The organism is Robinsoniella sp. (assembly GCF_034124845.1).
Genome location: NZ_JAWYAJ010000281.1, coordinates 1 through 13,287 on the forward strand (window position 1 = coordinate 1; position 13,287 = coordinate 13,287).

Sequence of the window (13,287 nt, forward strand, 5' to 3'; positions counted from 1 at the left end):
TCCTCCTCCCGAACCTGCGGTTCCGTCTCCTCCTGGATCGCTTCTGTGATTACCTCTTCCGTCGATTCATCGGATAAAGTGCTTTCCCCCGTTTCCTCTTCAATAATCTGATATTCCGTTTCCTCCCTTACAGCTACCGCCCGTACCGTCTCCGCCGGAATCAAACTTACCATCATAACAGCTGATAGCAGTATTGCTGTTATCCGAGTCCCAATTGTTCTTTTCCTCTTCTTTTTTTCCATAGTTTTTTCTCTCCTTTTCCATTTGTGCGTATCCATCAATTACGAATACTCTACTTGATTACATAAACCTTTTCTCCTGAGACTGCTTCCTCACTCTCCTCTATACCCACATCTCTGGGCAGGCAGAATGCAGGGCGAACCCCTATATAGTTGTCCACAGCTGCAAAACCAATCCTCCCATCGCTGCCTACAGCTATGGCAACTGTATCACCCGCCATGGAAGGCGTCCTCAGCCACCAGCCAGACTCTTTCCCATTTTTATCAGTTACCGCCATTCTGCCAGGATCATCGTAGAAGTATTTTAGCGGCTTTCCTTCATGAATATATCCATTCGGAGAACCTCTAGGTGCCATTTCCGAAAAGGATAGTAAAAATGCTTTCCGTTCTATATGAATCGTATCTGGATCCTCTCCATAGTAAGCAGACATTGCAATGATCTCAATGCTGCTTTGGACGATTCTGGCACTCAACTCTTCCTGCAGTGTGTCCAAATATCTATTGCTCAGATAGTCATCTAGATTACTATTTTCATAATATGCTGCCCGTTGGTAATAGGTATGATATGGCTGCCTTTCATCCAGCACATACTTCCGCAAAAGCAGCACATTCCCATCACCGTTGTAATCATTATCCACTACCAGGTACGGCTGGTAACCCGCTGTCTCTTCCCTGATATATACGGTATTGCCATTCCGCTTATTCACTGTGTATGCCAATTCATTTAATGTCTCTGGCTGTTTATAAGGTATTAATTTAGAGACAAACCCTATAAATATGCCGGTTACTGCTGCTAACACCAAAAGTCCTGCTGCTGTTGCCGCCAAGATGGCTGCCGCCGCCACTACTCTCTTCTTTTCCATTTGCTTCCCCCTTTCCTCTTTCATTTGCGTGTATACGCCTATTACGATTACCTTACTTTATTATATAGACAGTTTCTCCCTGGACTGCTTCCTCACTCTCATCTATCACCACATTCCGGGGCAGGCAGAATGCGGGTCGAACCCCTACGTAGTTGTCCACAGCTGCAAACCCAAGCCGACCATCACTGCCTACCCCTATGGCACATGTAGGATATCCCTTGCTAGGGGTCCTCAGCCACCAGCCAGACTCTTTCCCATTTTCATCAGTTACCGCCATTCTACCTGGATCATCGTAGAAGTATTTGAGTGGCCTCCCTTCATGAATATAACCATCCGGAGAACCTCTAGGTGCCATTTCTGAAAAGGATAATAAAAATGCTTTCCGTTCAATTTGAACCGTATCGGAATTCTCTCCCTGGTAAGCTGACATTGCAATGATCTCAATGTGGCTTTGAACGATACTGGCACGTAGTTCTTCCGGCAAGGTATTCAAATACACATTGCTCAGATAGTCATCCAGGTTACTGTTTTCATAATATGCAGTCTGCTGATAATATGTATGATATGGCTGCCGTTCATCCAGCACATACTTCCGCAAAAGCAGCACATTCCCATCACCATTGTAATCATTGTCCACTACCAGGTACGGCTGGTAACCCGCTGTCTCTTCCCTGATATATACGGTATTGCCATTCCGCTTATTCACTGTGTATGCCAATTCATTTAATGTCTCTGGCTGTTTATAAGGTATTAATTTAGAGACAAACCCTATAAATATGCCGGTTACTGCTGCTAACACCAAAAGTCCTGCTGCTGTTGCCGCCAAAATAGCTGCCGCCGCCACTACTCTCTTCTTTTCCATTCACTTCCCCCTCTTTCAACACCCTGATACTTGAAGCATTTCTTTTCGCCATGCCGTTTTTTAGACTTATTTCTTTTCTTTCGCATTCTCGAGCAGCCATTCCATTACCACTTCATTTTGAAGCGCTATGTCCTGTTCGTTTTTATTCAATTCAGCTCCCATATCCCGCTCCTTGTCGTCACCCCCATATTCATACGCTTTATTCGTAAATTTTTCATCCGTAAGCTCCAGCTTCTCCTTCTTCGCAATTGCTCCCAATATTAAATCGATTACCTCTTGGCCCTCCTCCGGCTCTTTGATGACTTCGGTATGCTCAAGTAAGTAACTTTCAATTTGCTGAAACTGCTCCTGGCGCCAGGTTTCCTGCGCCTCTTTTTCCATTTCCTCCCTGATTCTTGCTTTTTCTTCCTGAAAGGAAGGATTTACTTCCAGAATGGATTTAATCGTAACTGTATAAATTCCATCTACCTCAAAGGTATCTCCAACAGAATGTCCCTTTACCTGCTCCCGAAATCCTTCTGCCAGGTGTTCTGACCCCACTGGTACATTCATATCCTGCCTAGTAATCTCCTCCCCGTTTATTTTCTCTGTCAGATCGATGATAATCCGGTCGCCGTCCTTAACCTTTTTTCGTTTGGTATCTACATACAATTCCTGATCAAATCCTGCATTCATAGAAAACAGGTTTTCAACCCTTTCTTCTGAAATCGTTTCTGGTTCCCCTTTGCTAATCTCAATTCCTTTATAATTGCCAAGCTTTACGTACTCATTTGAAATATCTTTTTGGCTGCATCCCGGGAAAATAAACATCCCGCATACCAAACCAATCATACTGATTTTTCTTAATAACACAGAGCGTACTCTCATAACTTCAATCCCCTTTCATAATGAACCTAATTTTTTCTCTCAGTTCCCGGAAGGAAGCTTTCAGCCAATATGCTGCATACCTTACGGGTTATTCTCAATTGTTCTTTGGATAAGTATCCAGCCTGTTTTTTACACCTATATTTATAACAATATCATAAATCCATCACATATATTGCCATGTCGTATTGAATAGCTCCTTTTATGTCACAGAAAAATGCTATATTTTCTTCTTTATATCAGTATTTTAAAAAAGCCAAAAACCCCGCTGTAACCAACGGGGTTTTTGACTATTTTTTGCCTTCCTTTTTATAATTAACCGGACTCATCTGGCAAAGTTTTTTAAATATCCTGTTAAAATGCTCCACACTGTTATACCCTACGCTCTGGCTGATCTCATAAATCTTCATATCCGTTTTTCGAATCAGCTCTTTTGCTTTTGAGATGCGAAATTCCATCAGGTAACTGCTGAAGGTGGTGCCTGTCTCTTTTGTAAAACGGGTGCTGAAGTATTTTTCGTTTAATCCCACAAAGTCCGCTACATTTCCCAGGGACAGCTCCGGGTTGGCATAATTATCCCAGATAAAGCGTTTTGCTTTTTGGATCACGTCATTCTGTCTTCTGTCATAGTTATGTTCCAGGTAATCCATGATCCAGCGAAGGTAATTGGTCATCCAGATCTCCATTTCTTTCAGACTGGTTATCCGCTGTATTTTTTCGTAGTAATCCACTTCCTGAGGAAATACCTTCAGGATATCGTCGTTGTTTTCTCTCAGGGACATGGAAACCTGATAGATCATATAGATACTCTCTATTTTTGCCTGCTCAAATCCAATTTTGTAAAAGTCCGTGAAGATCCTCTGACAGCTCTGTTCAAATGCCGCATTATCCAGAGATTTCAAACTGTCCTTTAAATCCTGATAACGAATTCCTGCCAAAACCGCTTCCCGTATATCAACTTTTTGCTGGATATCCATTGTAAATACATCCGTTTTTTCAAAAATGCTCTGAAAGGTCAGCAAGAATCCCGCTGTTTCCATGCATTCCAGAAACCGGGATGCCCCGGAGCCAATCTGGCTGATCCCCGCAATAGCCGGGAGATTCATATAGTTTTTCCAGTTGTTTAGAATCTGCCTGCTTACCGACTGCACCCGGTTCTTTCTGTTTTCATCTGCATCCTTTGCCCGGTAATACAGCAGGTAGGAAGACGGAGACAGGGAACAGATCGTACATTTGGAAGCAACCATGGGTATCTGATTTGCAATTTCCAGCATTGGCTTTATCAATGCATCATCCAGGTCATTCCCAAACCGGAATACCTGTTGTTTGAAATCCACAATTTCAAAACGAACGATATAATAATAATCTTCAAAAAACGATTCTTTTAACTCTGTCCGTCCAAGAGCCATATCCTGCAATATCTGGCTTTCCCCCACTGGTTTAACCGCAGTTCTGCCTGCCGGACTGCTCCCCTTTACTTTTTGAATTTCATTTACAATACGTTCCAGATGACTGCTCAGCATAATTTCATTGATATCCGATTTCAGCAGATAGTCCAGTGCCCCCAGCCGGAATGCCTCCCGAACCAGCAAAAAATCATCGTAACCGCTCAGCGCCAGAATAACAGGAACCTGCTCCATCTGATTTACCTGTTTGATTAAGGTAATGCCGTCCATAATGGGCATTTTCATATCGGTAATCAGGAGGTCAACGGGGGTGACCTTTAATTTTTCCAGTGCCTGCTGCCCATTTTTTGCATCCCCTGCAATTTCAAACCCATACTTCTCCCAATCCAAGATCGTATGCAGTGTGGTCCTTACGATCATATCATCATCTACAAACATAACTCTGTACATCTTCTTTTCCTCCCTGCTTCAATCCCGTGTTACAATCTGCACGTTCTGCTTCGTACTTTTGCGTGGTATCTCTATGGTTGTTCTGGTATATTTTCCGGGTTCGCTCACAATGCTCATCTCACACGTCTTCCCAAAATTCAGCTTCAGCCTGCTGTATACATTGGAGATTCCAATACTGTAATTGTCCTCCTTATCCTCCTTTGGTTTTAAAATTTCACTGATCTGAGCTTCTGTCATGCCCTTTCCATTGTCTTCAATGACAATACAAAGCCTGTCTTCTTCCTGATAAGCCCGCAGCTGTATTTCTCCGATATCTTCCATTTCACTGAATCCATGGACAATACAGTTTTCTATAATCGGCTGTAGAATCAGCCTGGGAACCAGATCCTCCATGCACCCTTCTCCCACATCAGCCGTATAGTCAAATCCGTCGGAATAACGCACCTTCATCAGGAAAATATAGCTGCTGAGCACTTCCAGCTCTTCTTTTAAAGTGTAAAAACTGCCGTTCCTCCGAAAAGAACAGGACAGTATGCGGATTAAAGCTTCCGCCATATTTTTAATGCCGTCAAACTTCGATACCTGTGCCATAAAACGAATGGAACTCAAAGTGTTCACCAGAAAATGAGGATTGATCTGTGACTGGAGTGCCCTGATTTCCGCCTCATGCTTCATCTGCTGCTGCTGTTCATTATCTCGAATCAATACTTTTAGCCTGCGCACCATGCGGTTGAATGAGTGGATCATCGTTCTGATCTCGGACTGCCCGCTGATGGGTATATGTACTTCAAGGCTTCCGCCCTCTACCTGCTTCAGCCCCTCAATTACTTCATTTACCGGATGAATAATACGCTTCAGGAAGATACTGGAGAACAGATAAAACAACATAAACAGTACAACGGTAATCACCGTTATAATCCCTGCTATTTTATTAAATTCCTCCAGAAGAATCTGAGAATCTACCACGCTGACCAGCTTCCATCCGGTAGGGCTGATCTCCTTCATCAAGTAGGTAAAAGCTGTCCCTTCCGTATGCTCCCGTACGATACTCTGGTTCAGGTCCAGATTATCCGGAAGTACAATTTCTTCATCACTGACATTCAGAAGTACCTCTTTGTTTTCGTCTACCAGGTACATGGTGCCCAGACTCTTCTCCTTGTTATATTCCCGCATCATGTTCCCGATTTCCGACTGAATAAACAAGGTCGCCATTTCGATCTTGTTGGTTCTGTCCAGGCTGTTGTCCGGTGACAGCCCCGCTGCAATGGTGAACTGATATTTTGTTTTCAATGAATAGGTGACTTTAGATGAATAACTGCCTATACAAACATTATTCTTATTTGACAACGCCTGCTGGTACCACTTTGACTGTCTGATTTCCGTCTGTGGAATCACCAGGTCATCCTTGATATATGTGTTGTCCCCGCTGACCATGTAGAATACGGATGCCAGCATGTCATCACTTGGGATCATCATATAATTAAAGGTTTCCCGCAAAATCTTTTCGAAGTTATATTTATTAAATGCATTGGTATCATCTGTCTTCGATGCCAATGCCAGCACATCACTGTTATTTACATTGCACAGATGGGACAGTCGCATGGAGACATTGTCTATTTCTTCTTCCAGCGTCTTCTCCACATTTGCCTGTACCAGTTCTATTTTATCTGTAGCAGAACGAAGCATCATTGTCCTGACGATGGCAAACGATCCGATAATAATAAATAAAATGGGTATCACAATCAATATTAAGAAACTGCTGTAATATGTGAATTGTAAACGGTTTTTCTTTTCAGTAAACATCCCCAACCCCCCCAAATCCCTTTTGTATTTTCCGATTATATCATGAAGTTTGTGAAGATACAACCGATTGGAATCAGAGAACGCGTATACGAGATAATAAACACAAAGCGCTGTTCGTTTCATATATTGCCATCAAAAGAAGACTGCCCTGGGTTATACCCCCCCGGGCAGTCTTCCGTCAACTATTTAATCTTCACTGTCTTAGCCTGTCCACCATTTTTAAATATTTTCTTATAAGCAGATGCCTTTTTGTTTGGCACATTAATATAAGCGTTCTTATGGATTCCGCTAAATGCTTTACTGTCAACTTTATTTACTTTTGTAGATTTAATTACAATACTCTTTAATAATTTGTCATTATAGAATGCTTTGCTTCCAATGCTCTTCAGTCCCTTACCAATCGTTACCGATTTCAGATTTTTACAGCCTGCAAATGCATAAGAACCAATTTTGCTTACGTTATCTGCAATCTTAACTGTTTTCAGCTTTGTATTGTTTTTAAATGCATTCTTATAAATTTCGGTAACCTTAAAGGTATAACCATTTAGCTTCACAGTCTTTGGAACACTGATGGAAGTATAGGTTTTTTTCCTGGCTTTCATTACTTTCACGGTTCCGTATTTGGATGAAGATTTAGTTACCTTGTATACCAGGCTGCTAACGGTATAAACAGCGTTTTTCTTAGGTACAGCCGGTTTTACCTTGAGCTGAGCCATAGCGTCACTTAAGTTCTTCACTGCGGCATTTACTGCTGCCTGGTCATTCTTATTGACTGCTTCTGCCGCTGCCAGCGCTGCTTTTACTTTTGCATAAGAATCTGAGGTATATTTGTTCCCATCCAGTTTCTTTGCTTCTGCGATCTTCTGGCTTAATGCACCCAGGTCTACCGGTTTGATTTTCAGCTGTGCAATGGCATCACCTAATGCTTTTGCTGCTGCATCGACTGCTGCCTGGTCTTTTTTATTGACTGCTTCTGCTGCTGCCAGTGCTGATTTTACTCTGGCATAAGAATCAGCCGTGTATTTAGCCTGGTCTATTCTCTTTGCCTCTGCAATCTTGTTATTCAGTACCGTCAGATCAATTGGCTTTAATACCAGCTGGTTAAGCGCTTCTCTGACTGCAGAAACTGCCTGATCAATTGCCTGCTGATCGTAACGGTCAGCATCCAGTGCTGCATCCAGTGCTGCTTTCACCCTATTGTAAGAATCTGCCGTATACTTGGCTGCATCCACTTTTCTGGCTTCTGCAATAATTGCATCCAGTGCTTTTGGATCTGCCGGTTCCATTAATTCACCGTCTATAAACTGGTTATTGACTGCAGCATTGTCAATCGTAGTAGTTCCATTGACATTCATAATACCAATCTGACCTGCAGCAAATGCAGTATCTTCTGCTATTATGAGAGCTTCCCTGCTGTCATTCTTATAAGCTTTGATCACGGATCCCTGCATTTCAACGGTTAATCGGTAAGTCTTGCCTGCCTGCAGGCGCATGCCGGTTTCCGCCAGAACGGTTGTCTCTCCTTTTTCCGATTTTACAATCTGGACTTTGTCGTTTTTAGCATCTGCAACCAACTGGTATCCGCTGATTCCTGCTGAACTGCTTACGGTACGCAGCAACAGTGCGGTTACGGAATCTTCCGTTCCCGGTTTTACATCCGCCGCAAATAAAGCATCTTTTATTTTATTGCTGTCTACCAGGGAGTATGCTCCCTTAGACCCTGAGGTATATGCTCCGTCAACTATCTTCCAGTTTCCGTTTGCTTCCCATTCATCGCTGCCTTTTTCAAATGTGCTGCTATAACGTGGGATGCTTGCCACGTGGATATTGTCCAGAGTTGCTGCTACCCGGTAACCTCTGACAGCCACGCCGCCCTCCAGGTAGGTAGAATCGTTAATATCTACACATGGTACTGCGGCATCATCCACATAGATCTGAATTCTGGAGCCAAATACAGCTACACGCAGTGTATGCGTACTTCCTACAATTAACTCCGGTACGGTAACTTTGGCAAGTTCTTTCCAGCCCTGGCTCATACGTCCAAGCTGTACATAACGGTCACCGATACCTGCGTAATATCCATTTGCACCATCCGGGCCCAAATTATAGTTGGAAGAGCGGAATACAAATCCTGCATTTCCGTGTGTTTGTGATGAATTGGTTACTTTTATATCCATTTCGTAGATACCGTCTGACATGGAGACATCCTTCATAATCATTTTGTCGCCCTGATCAGAAGCACCCATATTCAGCGCGCCGTTAACTACATTTCCACTCCATGCATTGCCCATAACTTCGTAACGTTTGGTATAGTCAGCATCACTGAAATCATCCAATACTTCAACGTCTTTTACCGTGTCGTCAATCTCAGTCTTAACTGCTTCATAAGACTCCGGTGAAACTACAAGATCGGATACCGTATTTGTTTTGGATGCATTGACCGTGATTCCTCCGGTAAAGCCGCTTCTGTCATAGACATTGATAACTGCTTCCGGATTATTGTCTGCAAATACACGAATCTGCTCGTCAAACAAGGTTACTTTTACGTGATGAGCGCCTTCCGCCAGTCCTGCTGCTTCTCCAATTACCTCATTTGTCTTCTTATTTGTAACGGTAATGCTGCTTCCTCCGTTTGCAAGAGCGATGACATATCCTTCCTTCTCTCCCGCTCTTACATTCAGATTGGAATTTCCGGATAACACGCCTTCAGCACTGTAATTATCAGAGGTTGTGTTAATATTTTTAACTGCTGTTACCTGATCTGCCTTTTCAATGTCCACCGGGTTTAAAATAATGGTTGGATTCACAGCATATCTTCCGTAAACGGAGTTGTAAATACGAAGTCCGTTCTGGTTTGCTGCATCCGCTTTTACTGCATAAGTAACTTTCATTACTTTGCTTTCACCCATAGCTGCCTTAATTTCAGCCAGTTTTTCCCTGGATACGCTTAAGTTTACCAGATAACCAAAGTCACCTGCACTGGTTGCACCGTTATAAGGAGCATTCAGGGAAAGTGTTCCTCTCATATCCCTTGGGTTGTCCGGAAGGTATACGGTGTCAATCTCTACACCGTTTACGGAAACGGTCATATCTGATGCCACTGCTCTGCCTTCTGCCGTCTGGCTGAATTCGGAGCTGTAAGAAGAATGGTTTTTATCGGTTCCTGTCACTCCTTTATAGGAAGATGCCTCTGCAATTATCTTCATGCCATTTAAGGAATCCAGATTAAAGTTCTCCGGTAATGTGTAGCTGTAATCCTGGCTGCCGGTCCCTTCTGTGGTAACCATCTTACGGTTGTTTACAGCCGCTTTCATGGTAATGGAACCTTTTTCATTATCCAGAGTCATTTCTTTATTATCGCTTGATGCATCTGCAACTACGATGTTGGTAAAGTTTTTCGCAATCTTAGCTCCGTCAGGTCCTTCAATCCATACGGTTAAAGTTCCTACGCAAGCCTGGGCCGGTACACGGAATGAGAGGCTTGCTTCTGCCTTTTCATAAGGGATAATATCCATTCCCAGTGTGCCGGCAAGGCCGGTGCTGATATTGTTTCCATAGATGTCTGTTCCGTCAAAACGCCATTTTACCACGGTATTTTCCGGTACATCATTTGTCCAGCTCATTGCCATAATCTTTGTTTTGATCTTTGCTCCCGGTTTTACATTTTTAATCGGGCTGTCTACGATACCGATATAGGTCTCCTGAACCAGATCCTTGATTCCCATATCACCGCCATAGGCTACTTCATCATAGCCAAAGATTTTCATTTTTCTGTCATAGGTTAAGATACCGTTGCGTTCGTACTCAACGTCAAATGGTTCTGTATATACGAAACCACTCTGTTTTTCATATCTTCTTTGTATATCCGTCATGTACTTGAAACAGTAAGAAATGTCGTAATCGCCGTCATAGGCAGCAACACCGCCGTATTCACTGTTCAGAAGGGGATCTCCATCCTGCTTGAAGCCAAACTTATAGTTATTTTCGGAACCTACGTATGCATTGTTTACCCGGTTCTCCACATCTCCTACCGCACCGTCATAAGACTTGGGATACATATGGTAAGTATTCAGGTCAGACGGCTGTACATGGTCGCTGTTGCAGGGACTCATATCTTCAATCAGCATATTCGGATAAGCCCCTTTTGTCTTATTGTACAGATATTCAACCCATTCTGCCGTGCTCTTTCCGTCAGCCGCTTTTACATTCCGGTTCTTGCCGTTGTCATTATATGCCGCATACAGTCCCCAGGTCTCGTTGAACAGCATAACAGACACAATCGACGGATGGTTATAGTTCATTTCCATTGCTGCATCCAGGCATTCTTCATAGTATTTTCTGCCAAGAGCTTCTCCGCCTTCTTTGGACGGCACCATAGCGGTTGCATGGGGCATATCCTGCCATACCATCATACCTAACTTATCGCACCAGTAGTATTGCAGCGGATCTTCGATTTTCAGATGCTTACGGATCATATTGAATCCGGCTTCTTTCATTGCCAGAATATCGTATTTTAAAGCATCTTCTGAAGGTGCGGTATAGATTCCCTCTTCCCAGAATCCCTGGTCCAGAAGTCCTGACATATAGACCGGTTCATCATTGAGATAAATATATTTTACACCCAGGTCTTCGTTGTAATACTTTGCCTCTACCTTACGAAGCCCAAAGTAAGTAGAAAGTTCATCCAGAACATTTCCCTCCACATCTTTGACGGTCAGAGTACCCTGGTAAAGATTGGGGTCATCATAGTTCCAGAGTTTCTGGTTTGCGATGGCAATCGGAGAGAGTTCTACCGAATTGGCACCGGATTCTACCTGGATTTCCTGGCTTCCTTCTACCACGGAACCGGTAGGGATATCCACATCATTTTCCATATCATATACGGTACTGGCGAAATCATATTCCACTGTAAGAGTCTGGTCTTTGTCTGTGGTGACATCCAGATCATAGGTAACCGTTGCATTGTCAATATCCGATACAGCTTTGGCATTGTCCAGGTAAGTTGCACTTCTGGCTTCCATACCTACTGTCTGCCAGATTCCGCTTGTATGGATATATCCACAGGGAGCGTTTCTGCCCTGTTTACCGATTAATGCCGGATAGCTGTCATCGCCGTAGCTTCCTTTGTCTTCTACCCAAAGAGTGACTACGTTGTCTTCCCCAACATTCATATATTCGGTGACATCCATTTCAAACGCACTGTATCCGCCAATGTGTTCTCCCACTTCTTCTCCGTTTACCCAGAGCTTGCATTTCCAGTCTACCGCTCCGAATTTTAAGAAGATTTTCTTACCTTCCCAGGATTTGTCTACATTTACAGTTTTCTTGTACCATGCCTGTCCTTTATAATCCGGGTCATTGACACCGCTTAAAGAGGATTCCCAGCAAAACGGTACGTTAATGGATCTGGAAAATTCCTGATCCGGCTTGAACCAACCTGCATTTTTACCTTCTTCATCTGCATCAAAGTCAAACTCCCAGATTCCGTTTAAATTTACATAAGAATCCCGTTCCCAGTCTGCCCTGGGCCGTTCTGTCCTTGTACGTACATCGTCTGTTCCCGGTTTTACAATAATGAGGCCTTTTGAAATCACGGCTGTATTGCTCTGTATGATTTTCAGCTTGTATGTACCGGTTTCCATATTTGGAATTACAATTTTTGCTTGTTCATTTTTCTGTGATGTTATATCGGCATATACCGGAGTCTTCAGGGATTCTCCGGAAGTCTTTACAATTTCAAAACGCTCCGCCTGATCCAGTCCAAAACCATTTACCGTAACATCCCCTTTAAAGTCTTCGCCTTCTTTCAGGTTTGCTTCGGAAGTATCAATGCTTCCGATATAAATTCCACTATAATTCGACGGAAGGTAAAATGCGGATGATGGAATGGTTGCTTTATCCTTCAGCCCTTTGTTATTACTCCAGGACAAAGTTGCATGAGCACCACCTGCGTAATCAAAATATTCCACTTTAATATCATAGAATTTGCCGGCTTCTAATTTTACTGCCTTGCTTGTCTGTAATACATCCCATGAATCACCATCCCAGTAATTAAACAGCTGCTCCCCGTTTACCCACAGTCTGATTCCATTATCAACAAGACCGTAGAAGGTATAATCTGCTGTTTCCGGTACCTGAATCCTGCCGCTCCATCGGATGCCGGCATAATCATCTTTACCAGTTGTAAGCATCAGCTTGGGATTTAAATCTCCATAATTAATGTTGTAATCGATGCCTTTTGACTTCAATACATCCAGTCTGACATTCTTTCCGCTTCCGGAAGTCGTATAATATTCTGCAAAAAGTCCGTTTACATCCACATTATTTACTGCGTCTGCCTGTTTGTTCTCAGCCTTTTTTGCAGTTTCTGTGTCGTTTTCCTCCGTGAGCTGTGTCTCGGTTTCACCTATTGTTTCTTCTTCTGTTTCCACCGGTTCTGTCTCGGTGACTGTCTCAGTCTCCGGTGCAGCTTCTGTTACTTCCTCAGTCACTTCCTGGCTGACTGGTGCTGTTTCTGACTCTGTTTCCGCAATTGCCTTTGCCGTCCCTGGGGGCAGTGCATCACCGGGATCTTCACTTAACTCCACAGTTTCTGCACTCCCCGGGGACACATGCTCCGGTTCTGCCGCCAATACATTTGTATACGGAGACAGATTGGATACTACCATACCGACAACCAATGCCATGCTTAATAGTTTCTTTCTTCTCTTGCCCATAATGTCCTCCTTCTTAATGTTTGTTTTGTGTAAATCGTACATTTTATATACGAATTTTCACCTTGTCTTTGACATTATAGCACC

The 13,287-nt window shown here is 43.2% G+C and carries 7 protein-coding genes; all 7 read right to left on the reverse strand.

Annotated features, from left to right (window positions below):
* Positions 1-242 (reverse strand): hypothetical protein (locus ACH2DQ_RS13665; protein ID WP_395027104.1); only part of this gene is annotated, 242 nt, incomplete at its 3' end.
* 50 nt (positions 243-292) lie between these two features.
* On the reverse strand, positions 293-1,102 hold the full coding sequence (locus ACH2DQ_RS13670) for a DUF6273 domain-containing protein (protein WP_394912063.1): 810 nt from the start codon (positions 1,100-1,102) through the stop codon (positions 293-295).
* Between the two features lie 52 nt (positions 1,103-1,154).
* Positions 1,155-1,964, reverse strand: coding sequence for a DUF6273 domain-containing protein (locus ACH2DQ_RS13675; protein WP_394912062.1), 810 nt, complete (start codon positions 1,962-1,964; stop codon positions 1,155-1,157).
* A 66-nt stretch (positions 1,965-2,030) separates the two neighbouring features.
* Positions 2,031-2,831, reverse strand: a complete 801-nt coding sequence (locus ACH2DQ_RS13680) for a hypothetical protein (RefSeq protein WP_394912061.1) — start codon at positions 2,829-2,831, stop codon at positions 2,031-2,033.
* 287 nt (positions 2,832-3,118) lie between these two features.
* Complete coding sequence (locus ACH2DQ_RS13685; protein WP_394912060.1) at positions 3,119-4,684, reverse strand: response regulator; 1,566 nt, start codon at positions 4,682-4,684, stop codon at positions 3,119-3,121.
* A gap of 18 nt (positions 4,685-4,702) precedes the next feature.
* The gene (locus tag ACH2DQ_RS13690) at positions 4,703-6,487 is read right to left on the reverse strand and encodes a sensor histidine kinase (RefSeq protein ID WP_394912059.1); all 1,785 of its coding nucleotides are present in this window, start codon (positions 6,485-6,487) and stop codon (positions 4,703-4,705) included.
* Between the two features lie 182 nt (positions 6,488-6,669).
* Positions 6,670-13,203 (reverse strand): sugar-binding domain-containing protein, encoded by a 6,534-nt coding sequence (locus ACH2DQ_RS13695; protein ID WP_394912058.1) that lies wholly within the window; start codon positions 13,201-13,203, stop codon positions 6,670-6,672.
* Between the last annotated feature and the right edge of the window lie 84 nt (positions 13,204-13,287).